The sequence below is a fragment of the Paraburkholderia bengalensis genome (genome assembly GCF_037126505.1).
GTDB classification, from domain to species: Bacteria; Pseudomonadota; Gammaproteobacteria; order Burkholderiales; family Burkholderiaceae; genus Paraburkholderia; species Paraburkholderia bengalensis.
In genome coordinates this window covers 81402-96864 of record NZ_JACFYJ010000024.1, presented here as the reverse complement: position 1 = coordinate 96864, position 15463 = coordinate 81402, and the positions used below count along the sequence as shown (strand labels likewise).

Sequence of the window (15463 nt, the reverse complement as noted above, 5' to 3'; positions counted from 1 at the left end):
CAGACGCCAATTTCGGCGCCTTTTTCCGCGGCGCGCTGCTTCAGGCGAATGGCCGCCGACAGGCCTGCAGGACCGCCGCCGACGATCACGACGTCATACTCCATCGACTCGCGCGGGCCGTATTGCTCGATCAGACTTGCGGGGGTCATTGATGCTCCTCTTACCGTTAGAATGGCTTTTTTCGGGATCGTATTGTCATTGAACGATCCCTACGCTGCAACACAATGAGACAAGATTAGCACGATCGTTCTATTTTTGTGACCTGGGGTCGACACCGAGCCCGCGCAGCGCGCCGGCCCGAAACCCCGTCACATCCACGTTCCAAGGAAAACGACAATGGGCCGTTCGATCAATCTGGAAGGCAAGGTAGCGCTGGTTACGGGCGCGTCGAGTGGGCTTGGCAAGCGCTTCGCGATGGTGTTGTCGCAGGCGGGCGCCAAGGTCGTGCTGGCAAGCCGGCGTCTCGAGCGCCTGAAAGAGTTGCGCGCCGAGATCGAGGCGTCGGGCGGCGCGGCGGCTGTCGTGTCGCTCGACGTGACCGATTATCAAAGCATCAAGTCGGCCGTCGCGCATGCCGAAACGGAAGCGGGCACGATCGATATCCTCGTCAACAATTCGGGCGTCTCGACGACGCAAAAGCTGACCGACGTGACGCCCGCCGACTTCGAATACGTGTTCGATACGAACACGCGCGGCGCGTTTTTCGTTGCGCAGGAAGTGGCCAAACGGATGATCATGCGCAGCGGCGGCGCGAACAAGCCGCCGTACCGGATCATCAATATCGCGTCGGTGGCGGGCCTGCGCGTGCTGCCGCAAATCGGGCTCTATTCGATGAGCAAGGCGGCCGTCGTCCACATGACGAAGGCAATGGCGCAGGAATGGGGGCGCCACGGCATCAACGTCAACGCAATCTGCCCGGGCTACATCGATACGGAGATCAATCACCATCACTGGTCGACGGATCAGGGGCAAAAGCTTGTTTCGATGCTGCCGCGGCATCGCGTCGGCAAGCCGGAAGACCTCGACGGCCTGTTGCTGCTGCTGGCCGCCGACGAATCCCAATTCATCAACGGCTCGGTGATCGCCGCCGACGACGGTTTCGGCCTGTCGTAACGGCGCGAGCGTCGGCGCGACAGACGCTTGCGCGCTTCACGGCAGAAACAGCCGAAACGCGCGATGATTGACGGCGGCGTGCAGCGTTCACCTCGTGCGGGCGCTGCGCCAAGCGCACACCTGATAGCCGCTGCGCAGGACACGCCCGCGATGTCCTGCGCCGTTCAGTTTTCCCCGATTCAAACCGTAGAAGAAGTGCAATGAGCGATTACCACCCCGTATTTGAAATGTCGATGCCGATCCGTTGGGGCGACATGGACGCGTTCGGCCATGTGAACAACACGGTCTATTTCCGTTACATGGAGCAGGTGCGGATTTCCTGGTTCGAACAGCTCGGCATTGCCGGTGGCAACGGCGAAGGGGAGGGGCCCGTGATCGTCAATGCGTCGATGGAGTTTTTGAAGCAACTGCACTATCCGGGCGACGTGATCGGCCGCATGACGGTCGGCACGCCGGGCCGCAGCAGTTTCGACACGGGCTTCGAGCTGTTCCGCGCCGACGATCCCAACACCCTCTACGCGCGCGGTTCGGCCAAGTGTGTCTGGATCGACTACGCGGCGGGCAAGTCCGTGCCGATTCCCGATCTGCTGCGCTCGACGATCGAACACGCGCAGCTCGTCAAGGCTTGATGGTCCGTCGGCAGCGCGCTTGCGTTCCTGCCGGCCGCGACACCATCAATTTCCGAGCAGGCGCTGCAGCAGCTCAGTCGCGTTGCCCGTGCCATATTTGCGCATCAGCCGCGCGCGATACACGTCGACCGTGCGCGGGCTGATGTCGAGAATCCGCCCGATCTGCTTGCTCGTTTTCCCCGTCACCAGCTGCGCGGCGATTTCCCGCTCGCGCGGCGTCAATTCGACGGCAACGCGACGCGTCGCGCTCAGGTCCTCGAAAGTCCAGACGCCCGCCGCATGCGGCATCGACCGGTCGAGCGAGCGTCCTGTCACATGGCACCAGAACAGTTCGCCGTTCGCGCGCTTCATGATGCGGTCGTCGGCGTAGCTGCCTTGCGCCGTCATGATGGGCGGAATGCGCTCGCCGATGCGTTCGAACTCGTCCGGTGACGGGTACAGCACCGCGAACGATTGCCCCAGCAACGACTCGCGCGTACGGCCGAAGATGGCCGCGAGCTGTTTGTTGCAGTCTTCGATGATCCGTTCGCGCGACAGCACGAGACCGATCGGCGCGAGATGAAAAGCGGTTTGGTAATCCAGAGCAGGCATGAGTTCGGCGAAGGGATGCGGTACCAATACTTATGTATTTTTGCGTATTGTGCCGCAACGCCGCGGCATCGTACCCTTTCGGCAGATCATGAGATGCGCCGCAGACGCGCCAAACGGGAGACATCGGCAGATCGTGCGCGGCTTTGAATGCTTTTCGAGGCCGTTCGCGAGCATGAGACAGCAGGGCCCTGGCCGGTTGTCCATTTCCCGCCACCGTTCGCCGCAGATGACTAGAATGACGTTTCGGGCCATGCCCGCAGCGCCAGTCGACATAAAAACGGCGTCGCATCGATCCCAATTTCGGGTATCCAGTCAAGGAAGGGACACACTGATGAATAAAGTCTACGCAAGCGCGGCGTCCGCGCTCGAAGGCATCGTCAAGGACGGCCAGACATTCGCCGTCGGCGGCTTTGGATTGTGCGGCATTCCCGAGGCGCTGATCGCGGCGCTGCGCGACACGGGCGTGAAGGGCATCACCTGCATCAGCAACAACGCAGGTGTCGACGGGTTCGGCCTTGGCCTGCTGCTGGAAACGCGGCAGATCAAGAAAATGATCTCGTCGTATGTCGGCGAGAACAAGGAATTCGAGCGCCAGTATCTGTCGGGCGAACTCGAACTCGAATTCACGCCGCAAGGCACGCTCGCGGAGAAGCTGCGTGCGGGCGGCGCGGGCATTCCGGCGTTCTTCACGAATACGGGCTACGGCACGATCATCGCGGAAGGCAAAGAGACGCGTCAGTTCGGCGAGAATCACTACGTGCTCGAACGTTCGCTGACGGCCGACGTCGCGCTCGTCAAGGCGTGGAAGGCTGACAAGTCGGGCAACCTGATCTTCCGCCGCACGGCTCGCAACTTTAACCCGATGTGCGCGATGGCGGGCAAGATTACGGTCGCGGAAGTGGAAGAGATCGTCGAGACGGGCGAACTCGATCCGGACGCCATTCACCTGCCGGGCATCTTCGTGCAACGCCTCGTGCTGAATGCCCACCCGGAAAAACGTATCGAACAACGCATCGTCCGCGCGAAAGGAGAGTAACCATGGCTTGGAATCGTGACCAGATGGCCGCGCGCGCGGCGCAGGAACTGCAGGACGGCTTCTACGTGAACCTCGGCATCGGTCTGCCGACGCTCGTCGCCAACCACGTGCCCGCAGGCATGGAAGTGTGGCTGCAATCGGAAAACGGCCTGCTCGGCATTGGACCGTCCCCGTATGAAGAAGAAGTGGACGCCGACCTGATCAACGCCGGCAAGCAGACGGTGACGACACTGCCCGGCTCGTCGATCTTTTCGTCCGCTGACTCGTTCGCGATGATTCGCGGCGGACACATCAACCTCGCCATTCTCGGTGCGATGCAGATCAGCAAGAAGGGCGATCTCGCGAACTGGATGATCCCGGGCAAGATGATCAAAGGCATGGGCGGCGCGATGGATCTGGTGGCGGGCGTCAAGCGCGTCGTCGTGTTGATGGAGCACGTCGCGAAGGGCGACCAGCACAAGATCCTCGAAGAATGCACGCTGCCGCTGACGGGCGTGGGCGTGATCGATCGCATCATCACGGATCTGGGCGTGATCGACGTGGTCGATGGCGGTCTGAAGCTGGTCGAGCTGGCCGACGGCGTCAGCGTCGACGAAATCAAGGCGAAGACGGGTGCCCCGCTCGATACGAGCGCGGTGAGCTGATCCCGTCGTTCGGCCTCGCGTCGAACACGGTCGTTGTGAAGCGGGTGCGATGAAGGTCGCGCCCGCTTTGCTTTTGTATCGTCGCTTTTGGGCTGTCGCGCTTTGGGTGTCGCATGCTGGTGCTTCGTGCTTTTGGCCTATGCTGTTTGGGCCATGAGACGCCGTAGCGAAGCAGTTTAGAATCGATTGTGTCCGGCGCGCGTTTGCACGCCGCTTTCTGTCGATCGAGGGAATCCTGATGACCGCCACGCCCGTCGCCGCTTCGCCCGCAGTCGATTCCATCACGCCCCGCCAGCGCTACGTGCAATGCGCGAGCCCTGCGGGTCTGCATCGCATCGCCTATACGGAATGGGGCGCGCCCGACAATCCGCGCGTGCTGGTCTGCGTGCATGGACTGACGCGCTCGGGCCGTGATTTCGACCGGCTCGCGGCGCAACTGTCAACGGTCTATCGCGTGGTGTGCCCGGATGTGGTTGGGCGGGGCTTGTCTTCGTGGCTTGCCAATCCCAGCTTCTACGCCGTGCCGCAGTACGTCGGCGACATGGTCACGCTCGTCGCGCGGCTTGGCGTGGAGACGGTGGACTGGTTCGGCACGTCGATGGGCGGGCTGATCGGCATGGCGTTCGCCGGGCTCAAGGATTCGCCCATTCGCAAGATGATCGTCAACGATGTCGGCCCTCACGTGGAGCCCGCTGCCATCGAGCGGATCGGCAGCTATCTGGGGCAGCCGGTGTCGTTCGCCACGCAGCAGGAAGCGATCGATCACGCGGCCTTGCTGGCGCAGTCGTTCGGGCCGTTGTCGGCGGACGAATGGCGCGAGATCAACACGCCGCTCGTGCACGAGCGCGACGGCGCGTGGCGCTTTCGTTACGATCCGCGCATCGCCGAGCCGTTCACGAAAATCACGCCCGAAATGACGGCATTCGGCGAAGCAGCCCTGTGGCAATCGTTCGCGGCCATCGAAGGACCCGTGCTCGTGGTGCGCGGCGAGCAGTCGGATCTTTTGTCGCGTGAAACCGTCGCGAAGATGATCGAGAAGGGACGCAACGTGTCGAGCGTCGAAATCTCCGGCGTGGGCCACGCACCCGCCTTTCTTTCCGCCGATCAGATCGGAATCGCGAAGCGGTTCTTTCTCGGGGAGCGCGCCGACGCGTCATAATATGAGGTTGGCGCATCGTCGCGCCGTGTCGTTTTTTCATACTCAACGGACAGGAATTCTCATGGCAGTCATTCGTCATCACGTCGGCAAGCGTCTTTCGGAAACCGCCGTGCATAACGGCACGGTCTATCTCGCCGGTCAGATTGCCGAGGACACGGATCAGGACATCGCCGGCCAGACGCGCGAAGTGCTTGGGCACATCGACCGTCTGCTCGGCGAAGTCAACAGCGACAAGGCACATCTGCTGTCGGTGCAGATCTATATCTCGGACATGGTGCACTTCAACGGCATGAACGCCGTGTGGGACGAGTGGGTCGCGCAAGGCAACACGCCGCCTCGCGCTACCGTCGAAGCGAAGCTCGCCAATCCGAAGTGCCTCGTCGAAGTCGTTGTCGTGGCCGCGCAACGGAGCTGATAAACGCGTTTCGCCTGACGCATCCGCTTCTGCATGAGACTAGCCCGCGCGCGCCGCGGGCCGCCGCAAGATGACTACCGACACCGTCACGACCGCTCCGAACCCGACGCCGTCCTTCGACGACGCGCTGGCGTTCGTGCGTGAGCATGCGGCCGATGCACGGCTGTCCTCTGGCGAGCTGCTTGCCGAACACGCGGCAGGCACGGCGTCGATCATGCGCACGCTGAACGTCGATCCGCCCGCGGTGCTGGCGGCGGCGCTGTTCTCACTGACGCCGCATCTTGAGAACCCCGAGCAGACCATCGCCGACCATTTCGGCGAGGAGGTTGCGCAACTGGTCGGCGATGTGCGCAAGCTGCTGCGTCTTGGCACGGTCAGCATGCGTGCGGCGCAGAACGCAATGCCGGAAGCGGGCCGCGATGCGCAGGCGGCGCGGCGCGTGCAGGTCGAAGCGCTGCGCAAGATGCTGCTCGCGTTCGCGCAGGACATTCGCGTCGTGCTGATCCGTCTCGCTTCACGGCTGCAGTCCATGCGCTATTACGCAGCCGCGAAGATCACGCCGTCGCCGGATGTCGCGCGCGAGACGCTGGATATTTACGCGCCGCTCGCCAACCGGCTCGGCATCTGGCAACTGAAGTGGGAACTCGAAGACCTCGCGTTCCGTTTCGAGGAGCCGCAGACCTACAAGCGCATCGCGAAGCTGCTGGACGAGAAGCGCGTCGAGCGCGAAACCTATGTGGCCGAGGCAATCGCCCGGCTTCAGCAGGAACTGGCGGCCGCTCACATCAAGGCCGAGGTGAGCGGCCGGCCAAAGCATATCTACAGCATCTGGCGCAAGATGCGCGGCAAGGAGCTCGACTTCTCCGAGCTGTACGACGTGCGCGCGTTTCGCGTCATCGTGCCGGACATCAAGGATTGCTACACGGTGCTAGGCATCGTGCACAACCTGTGGCAGCCGGTGCCGAAGGAATTCGACGACTACATCTCGCGGCCCAAGCCGAACGGCTACAAGTCGCTGCATACCGTCGTGATCGGCGACGATGGTCGCGCATTTGAAGTGCAGATCCGCACGCAGGAGATGCATCAGTTCGCCGAGTACGGCGTGGCCGCGCACTGGCGGTACAAGGAAGCCGGCACGCGCGGCTACGGCGGCCAGTTCAGCGCAAGCGAGAAGTACGACGAGAAGATCGCGTGGCTTCGGCAACTGCTTGCGTGGAAAGACGATGTGTCCGAAGGCAAGCACGGCGAGAAGGGCGCGGCGAAACCGTGGGAGCAGTTGCGCCAGGCCACGCTCGACGACGACCACATCTACACGCTCACGCCGCAGGCTCGCGTCATTCCTTTGCCGCAGGGCGCGACGCCGCTCGACTTCGCCTATCACCTGCATAGCGAGCTGGGTCACCGGTGCCGCGGTGCGCGCGTCGACGGCGCTATGGTGCCGTTGAACACGCCGCTGCAAAATGGCCAGACGGTCGAGATCATCGCGGTGAAAGAGGGCGGCCCGTCTCGCGACTGGCTCAATCCGCAGCTCGGCTATCTGCAAAGCAATCGCGCGCGGCAGAAGGTGCGTGCATGGTTCAATGCGGTCGAGGTGCAGGAGAACATCGCGGCGGGCCGGGCGATGGTCGAAAAGACCTTGCAGCGCGAAGGCAAGACGTCCGTCAGTCTCGACCAGCTCGCGGCAAAGCTCGGCTTCAAGGCGCCCGACGATCTGTTCTCGGTGATCGGCAAGGAAGAGTTCAGCCTCAGGCTCGTCGAGCAGGCGTTGAACGATGCGCCGCCGGCGGAGCCTGTGGTCGAGGCGCCGGAACATTTCGAGAAGCGCAGCAGTGGCTCGAGCGTCGCACATGGGGCCTCGACGGGTGTGCTCGTCGTCGGCGTCGACGCGCTGCTGACCCAGCTCGCGCGCTGCTGCCGCCCTGCGCCGCCCGACGATATCGCCGGGTTCGTCACGCGCGGCAAAGGCATGTCGATTCATCGCAGCGACTGCCCGACGTTTCTACGCATGGCCGAACGCGCGCCGGAGCGCGTGCTGCAAACCGCGTGGTCCGCGGACGTGATGAGTGGGCGCGGAAAGTCGGTGTATCCCGTCGATCTGTCGATCGAAGCCACCGACCGCCAGGGCCTGTTGCGCGACATCTCCGAAGTGTTCGCGCGCGAGAAGATGAACGTGATCGGCGTGAAGACGCAGTCGCGGCGTAACGCGGCGTTCATGCAGTTCACGGTCGAGGTGTCGAGCGCCGCGCAGATCCAGCGTGCGTGCGCGATGCTGGGCGAAGTCACGGGCGTCGTCAGGGCAATGCGCAAATGAAGTCGCGCATTCGCGCGTGAACCCGTCGCGGATGTGGGCAGCGCAATTTTCATGTCACCACATAAAAACGCTTGCCAACTTTCTCTACGCTCCATATAATCTCGTTTCTCTAGGCTCGTAGCTCAGCTGGTTAGAGCACCACCTTGACATGGTGGGGGTCGTTGGTTCGAGTCCAATCGAGCCTACCAACGAATCTGAAACCTCGGCTTGCCGAGGTTTCGCAAACGCAAGTTGCAATGAGCGCTTCGGCGCAAATGGCGAACAAAGCGAACATGGTTATGACACCGCGAACGTTGACCGGAACAGTTTCGGAGCGACGCTAGTCGAGGACCACTTTCGCCCTTGTTGTTTGTGGCAGTTTGAAATGTGAATGCGGCCCCTCGAAAGCGGGGCCGCATTTTTTTTTGTTGCAGCATTTTTTGAGTCTTGTTGCCTGTGCCGCCGGCCGGCACGACGGAGAACGCAATGGTTTCGATACGACTGCCCGATGGTTCTGTTCGACAGTACGAACATCCCGTAACCGTCGCCGAGGTGGCGGCGTCGATCGGCCCTGGTCTCGCGAAGGCCGCGCTTGGCGGCAAGATCGACGGCGAGCTGGTCGATACGTCCGCGCTGATCGATCGTGACGTGTCGCTCGCTATCGTCACCGACAAGGACGCCGACGGTCTCGACATCATTCGCCATTCGACGGCACACTTGCTCGCGTACGCGGTGAAGGATCTGTTCCCTGAGGCACAGGTGACGATCGGGCCCGTGATCGACAACGGCTTTTACTACGACTTCTCGTACAGCCGTCCTTTCACGCCCGAAGATCTGGAGAAGATCGAAAAGCGCATGCAGGAGCTCGCGAAGAAGGACGAGCCGGTGTCGCGCCGCGTCGTCTCGCGCGATGAAGCGGTCGACTATTTCAAGAGCATCGGTGAGAAGTACAAGGCCGAGATCATCGAATCGATTCCCGCCAGCGACGAGATCAAGCTGTACTCGCATGGCGGTTTCACGGATCTCTGCCGCGGTCCGCACGTCCCGTCCACCGGCAAGCTGAAGGTGTTCAAGCTGATGAAGGTCGCGGGCGCGTACTGGCGCGGCGACTCGAAGAACGAGCAGTTGCAGCGTATCTACGGCACGGCCTGGACGAAGAAGGAAGACCAGGACGCGTATCTGCACATGCTCGAAGAGGCAGAAAAGCGCGATCACCGCAAGCTCGGCAAGCAGCTCGACCTGTTTCACATGCAGGACGAGTCGCCGGGCATGGTGTTCTGGCATCCGCGAGGCTGGACGTTGTGGCAGCAGGTCGAGCAATACATGCGCCGTCGCGTGAACGAGGCCGGTTACCTCGAAATCAAGACGCCGATGATCATGGACCGCTCGCTGTGGGAGGCGTCGGGTCACTGGCAAAACTATCGTGAAAACATGTTCACGACGGAGTCGGAAAAGCGCGACTACGCCATCAAGCCGATGAACTGCCCGGGTCACGTACAGGTGTTCAACCACGGCCTGCGTTCGTACCGCGATTTGCCGCTGCGCTATGCCGAGTTCGGCTCGTGCCATCGCAATGAATCATCGGGCGCGCTGCATGGATTGATGCGCGTGCGCGGTTTCGTCCAGGACGATGCTCATATTTTCTGCACGGAAGATCAGTTCATCAGCGAATCGATCGCGTTCAACACGCTGGCGATGAGCGTCTATAAGGACTTCGGCTTCGACAACGTCGAGATCAAGCTGTCGCTGCGTCCGGACGCGCGCGCCGGCACGGACGAAACCTGGGATCGCGCCGAACAAGGCCTGCGCGACGCCCTGACGGCGTGCGGCGTGAGCTGGGAAGAACTGCCGGGCGAAGGCGCATTCTATGGCCCCAAGGTCGAGTACCACATCAAGGATGCGCTCGGCCGCTCGTGGCAGTGCGGCACGCTGCAGCTCGACATGGTGCTACCCGAGCGGCTCGGCGCCGAGTATGTGTCGGAGGACAACAGCCGCCGCCGGCCCATCATGCTGCACCGGGCAATCGTCGGATCAATGGAGCGCTTTCTCGGAATTCTGATCGAGCACCATGCTGGTGCAATGCCCGCGTGGCTCGCGCCGATGCAGGTTGTCGTGATGAATATCGCCGAAAGTCAGGCAGAATACGCCCAATTCCTAGCCCAATCGTTGCAAAAACAAGGGGTTAGAGTGGAGGCCGATTTGCGCAATGAGAAGATTAGCTATAAAATACGCGAGCACACGCTTGAGAAGGTGCCGTATTTGCTGGTCGTCGGCGACAAGGAGCGTGATGCACAAACGGTAGCCGTGCGTGCCCGTGGCGGTGTCGATCTGGGCGTGATGTCCCTCGATGCCTTCAGCGAGCGTCTGCGCCAGGACGTGCAGACGTTCAACTAAACCACCAGGCAGCGCGGCTCGTTTTTTTAATTTTTAGAGGAAACGTAACATCGCTACTGATAAGTCTGCGCATCGCATCAACGGTGAGATCACTGCACCCGAGGTGCGTCTGGTCGGAGTCAACAACGAACCGCTCGGCATCGTAAAACTCCCTGAAGCTTTCCGCCTGTCGGAACAACAGGACGTGGATCTGGTGGAAATCGCGCCGCAAGCGGTTCCGCCCGTCTGCCGCCTGATGGACTACGGCAAGTTCAAGTACCAGGAAGCGAAGAAGCAGCACGAGGCCAAGCTCAAGCAGAAAGTCATCCAGGTCAAGGAAGTCAAATTCCGGCCCGGTACGGATGACGGTGACTACAACGTCAAGCTGCGCAATCTCGTCCGCTTCCTTGAAGATGGCGACAAGACGAAGATCACGTTGCGTTTCCGCGGCCGCGAAATGGCGCACCAGGAAATCGGCATGCGTATGCTCGAACGTCTACGCACCGACCTGGATGAAGTCGGCCAGGTCGAGCAAATGCCGAAGATGGAAGGCCGCCAGATGATCATGGTGCTGGCGCCGAAGAAAAAGAAGTAAGCAGACGCCGGTTGCGCACGCGCAAGTTGCGCAGCGCGGTTGTCGGAAGGTTAGATTTTGCACGCCGCCGTGAAGCGGGGTGCGCACAGCAGGTTTCGGATCGGCGCCCGCATATGTTGTACGGCGGGCGCTTGTCCAGAAAGCAGTGGCCAGCAGTGCAGGCCGTCTGCATACCAAGTGGAGTGGGTTTCGAAGGGCGGATGAGGGCTTTCTGAGCCAACCGCACACCCATGTCCATCAAATAATGGAGTAGTTGTCATGCCGAAGATGAAGACCAAGAAGAGCGCTGCGAAGCGCTTCGTGGTTCGTCCGGGCGGTACCGTCAAGCGCGGTCAAGCCTTCAAGCGCCACATTCTTACCAAGAAGACCACCAAGAACAAGCGTCACCTGCGCGGCGCCACGGCAGTTCATGATTCCGATCTGAACTCCGTACGCGCGATGCTGCCGTTCGCCTAACCCTTAACCGACACTCATAGGAGCGAAACATGCCTCGAGTCAAACGTGGGGTTACCGCACGGGCCCGCCACAAGAAGATCATCAATCTGGCCAAGGGTTACCGCGGCCGTCGCAATAACGTCTATCGCATCGCCAAGCAGGCGGTCATGCGCGCTGGCCAATACGCCTACCGCGATCGCCGCAACAAGAAGCGTGTGTTCCGCGCACTGTGGATCACGCGTATCAACGCGGCGGTGCGTCAGCACGACATGACGTACAGCGTGTTCATCAACGGCCTGAAGAAGGCGTCGATCGAACTCGACCGCAAGGTGCTGGCCGACATGGCTGTGTTCGACAAGGCTGCTTTTGCTGCGATCGTCAAGCAGGTGAAAGCCGCCGTTGCAGCCTGATTGCGCTTCTTGCATCTAGTACTGCGTGGTTCGTTGCAGCGAACAGTCCGGTAGTCCCGGTGACGCTGCAACAAAAACGGGGCTCCTCACCGAGCCCCTTTTTTGTTGGTCGAGCCAGTTTTACTTCGATTGAATACTGACGTTGAAAAGATGGGATCAATGGATCTGGACCAGATTGTCGCCGACGCGAAAAGCGCCTTTGAACAAGCCTCCGACGTCACCACGCTCGAAAACGAGAAAGCACGTTTTCTCGGCAAGTCGGGCGCATTGACGGAACTGTTGAAAGGGCTGGGCAAGCTCGATCCCGAAACGCGCAAGACGGAAGGCGCGCGGATCAACATCGTCAAGCAGCAGGTCGAAGCCGCGCTGACGGCGCGCCGGCAGGCGCTGGCCGACGCGCTCCTGAACCAGCGCCTTGCCGCCGAAGCCATCGACGTCACGCTGCCCGGCCGCGGGATGGGCACAGGCAGCCTGCACCCCGTGATGCACACGTGGGAGCGCGTCGAGCAGATTTTCCGCACGATAGGCTTCGACGTGGCCGACGGTCCCGAGATCGAAACCGACTGGTACAACTTCACGTCGCTGAACAGCCCGGAAAACCATCCGGCGCGTTCCATGCAGGACACGTTCTACGTCGACGGCAAGGATGCCGAAGGCCGTCCGCTGCTGCTGCGTACGCACACAAGCCCGATGCAGGTCCGCTACGCCCGTACCAACACGCCGCCCATCAAGGTGATCGTGCCGGGCCGCACGTATCGCGTGGACAGCGATGCGACGCATTCGCCGATGTTCAACCAGGTCGAAGGCCTGTGGATCGACGAGAACATCAGCTTTGCCGACCTGAAGGGCGTCTACACCGACTTCCTCAAGAAATTCTTCGAGCGCGACGATATTCTCGTGCGCTTCCGTCCGTCGTACTTTCCGTTCACTGAGCCATCGGCCGAGATCGACATGATGTTCGAACAAGGCAAGAACGCGGGCAAATGGCTGGAAATTTCGGGCTCTGGCCAGGTTCACCCGGCGGTGATCCGCAACATGGGCCTCGACCCCGAGCGTTATATCGGCTTTGCATTCGGCAGCGGCCTGGAGCGTCTGACCATGCTGCGCTACGGCGTCCAGGACCTGCGTCTGTTCTTTGAAAACGACCTGCGCTTCCTGCGCCAGTTCGCCTGACGCGGCGTCATAGCACGCGACGAGAGCGGCCCGGCGTTCGGCAACACGAGCGCCGCACCGCAAACAGCGCCTCCGGCCAGCAATAGCGATCACGGCCGGAAGCGGACACAACCTGTTTAGAACGTACAGAACCATGCAATTCCCGGAATCCTGGCTCAGAACCTTTGTCGACCCGCAACTGAGGACGGCCGAACTGGCGCACGCGCTGACGATGGCCGGTCTCGAGGTGGAAGACCTGCGCCCCGCCGCACCGCCGACTTCGAAGATCGTCGCGGGCCGCGTGCTTGAAGTGGTCAAGCACCCGGACGCTGACAAGCTCAACGTCTGTCAGGTCGATGCCGGCACGGGCGCGACGCTGAACATCGTGTGCGGCGCGCCGAACGTGTCGCCCGGCATCAAGGTGCCCGTCGCGCTGGTGGGCGCGCAACTGCCGCCCGCCGAGGAAGGCGGCGCGCCGTTCGCGATCAAGCTATCCAAGCTGCGCGGCGTGCAGAGTGAAGGCATGCTGTGTTCGGCGCGTGAGCTGAAGCTGTCCGAAGATCATAGCGGCCTGTTGATCCTGCCGGAAGATACGCCGATCGGCCAGGATATCCGCGAAACGCTGAATCTCGACGACACCATCTTCGAAATCAAACTGACACCGAACAAGGCCGATTGCCTGTCGGTGTTCGGTGTCGCGCGCGAGACGGCCGCGATCACGGGTGCGCCGCTGCACCCGCTCGACATCAAGCCCGTCGAAGTCAAGCTGGACGAAAAGCTGCCTGTGAAGATTTTGGCGCCTGACCTGTGCGGCCGTTTTTCCGGTCGGGTGATCCGCGGTGTGAATGCGCGCGCGAAGTCGCCGGCCTGGATGGTCGAGCGGCTCGAACGTTCCGGTCAACGAAGCATTTCGGCGCTGGTCGACATCTCGAACTACGTGATGCTCGAACTCGGCCGTCCGTCGCACGTGTTCGATCTGGACAAGATCCACGGCAGCATGGAAGTGCGTTGGGGCAGGCGCGGCGAGTCCCTCAAGCTGCTTAACGGCAATACCGTCGACGTAGACGAGACGGTCGGCGTGATCGCCGACGATCGCCACATCGAAAGTCTTGCGGGCATCATGGGCGGCGACAGCACGGCCGTCACGCTCGATACCACCAACATCTATCTCGAAGCCGCTTTCTGGTGGCCCGATAGCATTCGCGGCCGCTCGCGTCGCTATAACTTCTCGACGGACGCGGGGCACCGCTTCGAGCGCGGCGTCGATTACTCGACGACCGTCGAGCATATCGAGCGCATCACGCAGCTGATCCTCGACATCTGCGGGGGCGAAGCGGGGCCCGTCGACGATCAGATCGTCAATGTGCCGAAGCGCCAGCCGGTGAAGATGCGCGTCGCGCGTGCCAACCGTATCATTGGCATCGCGATCGGCGCCGACGAAATCGCGCAGATTTTCACGCGCCTTGGCTTGCCGTTCGAGCGCGAAGGCGAAGACTTCCTCGTGACGCCGCCGCCGTATCGTTTCGATATCGAGATCGAAGAAGACCTGATCGAAGAAGTTGCGCGTATTTATGGCTTCGAGAAAATCCCGGCTCGTCCTCCCGTCGCGCGCAGTGAAATGCGCCGCACGAACGAGACGCAGCGCTCGATCCACATGCTGCGTCATGCGCTCGCCGCCCGCGATTACGCTGAAACGGTGAACTTCAGCTTCGTCGACGCCGAATGGGAGCAGGATTTCGCCGGCAACGACAAGCCGGTGAAGCTGCTCAATCCGATCGCGAGCCAGCTGTCGGTGATGCGCACGACGCTGTTCGGCAGCCTGATCAATGTGCTGCGCCATAACCTGAACCGTCGCGCGGACCGCATCCGCGTGTTCGAGGCGGGCCGCGTGTTTCTGCAGGATGCGTCGGTCAAGGCGGGCGAACTGGCCGTCGAAGGCTTCGCGCAGCCCAAGATGATCGGTGCGCTGGCGTATGGTCCCGTGATCGAAGAGCAGTGGGGCGCGCCAACGCGTGCCGTCGATTTCTTCGACGTGAAGGGCGATCTCGAAGCGCTGCTCGCACCTGCCGTCGCGCGGTTCGTGAAGGCCGAACATCCGGCGTTGCATCCCGGGCGCAGCGCGCGCGTCGAACTCAATGGGCGCGCGATCGGCTGGATCGGCGAACTGCATCCGCGCTGGATGCAGAAGTACGACTTGCCGCATGCGCCGATTCTCTTTGAAGTCGAAGCCGAAGCGCTGATGCAGCGCTCGCTGCCGGTTCCGACGGAAGTGTCTAAATTTCCGCCGGTGCGACGCGATATTGCAATCGTCGTGGATCAGAAAATCGAGGTTCAGGCGCTCTTCGACGAGATGCAAAAGGCGCTTTCAGACGATGCCTGCAAGACCATTCAAAGGGTTGCGCTATTCGATGAATTTCGTGCAAAATCAAATACTTCCGGCGGACTGGCTGCGCACGAGAAAAGCCTTGCGTTCCGTGTAACCTTGCAAGATACTGGTGGGACCCTTCAGGATGAAACGGTCGATTTGGCCATTCAGACTTTGGTGGATCGTCTTGCTCGAGTGTATGGCGCCCGGTTGCGCGGATAACCCATCACGGTTTTTCCGCCTGTTCCGTTCCGGC

General features: G+C 61.6%; 15 protein-coding genes and 1 tRNA gene. 14 read left to right on the top strand and 2 right to left on the bottom strand.

All coding sequences use genetic code 11. The features are described 5' to 3' along the window. A partial coding sequence (locus tag H3V53_RS16775) for an FAD-dependent oxidoreductase (RefSeq protein WP_336598912.1) occupies nt 1–149 on the bottom strand: 149 nt, incomplete at its 3' end. 187 nt (nt 150–336) lie between these two features. Here H3V53_RS16775 and H3V53_RS16770 point away from each other — a divergent pair. Next, nucleotides 337–1113: an SDR family oxidoreductase gene (locus tag H3V53_RS16770; RefSeq protein ID WP_336598906.1), complete on the top strand. Its 777-nt coding sequence runs from the start codon at nt 337–339 to the stop codon at nt 1111–1113. A gap of 200 nt (nt 1114–1313) precedes the next feature. Continuing rightward, on the top strand, nt 1314–1742 hold the full coding sequence (locus tag H3V53_RS16765; RefSeq protein WP_336598905.1) for an acyl-CoA thioesterase: 429 nt from the start codon (nt 1314–1316) through the stop codon (nt 1740–1742). Between the two features lie 45 nt (nt 1743–1787). Here H3V53_RS16765 and H3V53_RS16760 read toward each other — a convergent pair whose 3' ends face one another. After that, complete coding sequence (locus H3V53_RS16760) at nt 1788–2333, bottom strand: PAS and helix-turn-helix domain-containing protein (protein ID WP_336598904.1); 546 nt, start codon at nt 2331–2333, stop codon at nt 1788–1790. 331 nt (nt 2334–2664) lie between these two features. Here H3V53_RS16760 and H3V53_RS16755 point away from each other — a divergent pair, with 331 nt between their 5' ends. The 12 genes from H3V53_RS16755 (at nt 2665) to pheT (ending at nt 15429) form a co-directional block, all read left to right on the top strand. After that, the gene (locus H3V53_RS16755; RefSeq protein ID WP_054924891.1) at nt 2665–3369 is read left to right on the top strand and encodes a 3-oxoacid CoA-transferase subunit A; all 705 of its coding nucleotides are present in this window, start codon (nt 2665–2667) and stop codon (nt 3367–3369) included. Between the two features lie 2 nt (nt 3370–3371). After that, nucleotides 3372–4013: a CoA transferase subunit B gene (locus H3V53_RS16750; protein ID WP_336598903.1), complete on the top strand. Its 642-nt coding sequence runs from the start codon at nt 3372–3374 to the stop codon at nt 4011–4013. A 238-nt stretch (nt 4014–4251) separates the two neighbouring features. Continuing rightward, entirely contained in the window at nt 4252–5172 is a 921-nt protein-coding gene (locus H3V53_RS16745) for an alpha/beta fold hydrolase (protein ID WP_336598902.1), read from the top strand. Between the two features lie 61 nt (nt 5173–5233). Then, entirely contained in the window at nt 5234–5587 is a 354-nt protein-coding gene (locus tag H3V53_RS16740) for a Rid family hydrolase (protein WP_054924889.1), read from the top strand. A 70-nt stretch (nt 5588–5657) separates the two neighbouring features. Further along, complete coding sequence (locus H3V53_RS16735; protein ID WP_336598901.1) at nt 5658–7898, top strand: RelA/SpoT family protein; 2241 nt, start codon at nt 5658–5660, stop codon at nt 7896–7898. A 111-nt stretch (nt 7899–8009) separates the two neighbouring features. Continuing rightward, nucleotides 8010–8086: transfer RNA gene (locus H3V53_RS16730), tRNA-Val, on the top strand. A gap of 277 nt (nt 8087–8363) precedes the next feature. Then, entirely contained in the window at nt 8364–10271 is a 1908-nt protein-coding gene (thrS, locus tag H3V53_RS16725) for a threonine--tRNA ligase (RefSeq protein ID WP_336598900.1), read from the top strand. Between the two features lie 49 nt (nt 10272–10320). Continuing rightward, the gene (infC, locus tag H3V53_RS16720) at nt 10321–10845 is read left to right on the top strand and encodes a translation initiation factor IF-3 (protein WP_336598911.1); all 525 of its coding nucleotides are present in this window, start codon (nt 10321–10323) and stop codon (nt 10843–10845) included. 258 nt (nt 10846–11103) lie between these two features. Then, complete coding sequence (gene rpmI / locus H3V53_RS16715; RefSeq protein ID WP_004191477.1) at nt 11104–11301, top strand: 50S ribosomal protein L35; 198 nt, start codon at nt 11104–11106, stop codon at nt 11299–11301. 29 nt (nt 11302–11330) lie between these two features. Further along, nucleotides 11331–11690: a 50S ribosomal protein L20 gene (gene rplT, locus H3V53_RS16710; RefSeq protein WP_004192938.1), complete on the top strand. Its 360-nt coding sequence runs from the start codon at nt 11331–11333 to the stop codon at nt 11688–11690. A 159-nt stretch (nt 11691–11849) separates the two neighbouring features. Next, a complete protein-coding gene (pheS, locus tag H3V53_RS16705) occupies nt 11850–12863 on the top strand; it encodes a phenylalanine--tRNA ligase subunit alpha (protein ID WP_336598875.1) in 1014 nt (337 codons plus the stop codon). A 133-nt stretch (nt 12864–12996) separates the two neighbouring features. Next, nucleotides 12997–15429: a phenylalanine--tRNA ligase subunit beta gene (gene pheT / locus H3V53_RS16700; RefSeq protein WP_336598874.1), complete on the top strand. Its 2433-nt coding sequence runs from the start codon at nt 12997–12999 to the stop codon at nt 15427–15429. Nucleotides 15430–15463 lie beyond the last annotated feature (34 nt).

What these genes read in the sequence shown, in the direction of transcription:
- H3V53_RS16770 (WP_336598906.1), top strand. Translation starts at nt 337, where the DNA reads ATGGGCCGTTCGATCAATCTGGAAGGCAAGGTAGCGCTGGTTACGGGC.
- H3V53_RS16740 (WP_054924889.1), top strand. Translation starts at nt 5,234, where the DNA reads ATGGCAGTCATTCGTCATCACGTCGGCAAGCGTCTTTCGGAAACCGCC.
- rplT (WP_004192938.1), top strand. Translation starts at nt 11,331, where the DNA reads ATGCCTCGAGTCAAACGTGGGGTTACCGCACGGGCCCGCCACAAGAAG.
- thrS (WP_336598900.1), top strand. Translation starts at nt 8,364, where the DNA reads ATGGTTTCGATACGACTGCCCGATGGTTCTGTTCGACAGTACGAACAT.
- H3V53_RS16745 (WP_336598902.1), top strand. Translation starts at nt 4,252, where the DNA reads ATGACCGCCACGCCCGTCGCCGCTTCGCCCGCAGTCGATTCCATCACG.
- H3V53_RS16765 (WP_336598905.1), top strand. Translation starts at nt 1,314, where the DNA reads ATGAGCGATTACCACCCCGTATTTGAAATGTCGATGCCGATCCGTTGG.
- pheT (WP_336598874.1), top strand. Translation starts at nt 12,997, where the DNA reads ATGCAATTCCCGGAATCCTGGCTCAGAACCTTTGTCGACCCGCAACTG.
- rpmI (WP_004191477.1), top strand. Translation starts at nt 11,104, where the DNA reads ATGCCGAAGATGAAGACCAAGAAGAGCGCTGCGAAGCGCTTCGTGGTT.
- pheS (WP_336598875.1), top strand. Translation starts at nt 11,850, where the DNA reads ATGGATCTGGACCAGATTGTCGCCGACGCGAAAAGCGCCTTTGAACAA.
- H3V53_RS16760 (WP_336598904.1), bottom strand. Translation starts at nt 2,333, where the DNA reads ATGCCTGCTCTGGATTACCAAACCGCTTTTCATCTCGCGCCGATCGGT.
- H3V53_RS16735 (WP_336598901.1), top strand. Translation starts at nt 5,658, where the DNA reads ATGACTACCGACACCGTCACGACCGCTCCGAACCCGACGCCGTCCTTC.
- H3V53_RS16755 (WP_054924891.1), top strand. Translation starts at nt 2,665, where the DNA reads ATGAATAAAGTCTACGCAAGCGCGGCGTCCGCGCTCGAAGGCATCGTC.
- H3V53_RS16750 (WP_336598903.1), top strand. Translation starts at nt 3,372, where the DNA reads ATGGCTTGGAATCGTGACCAGATGGCCGCGCGCGCGGCGCAGGAACTG.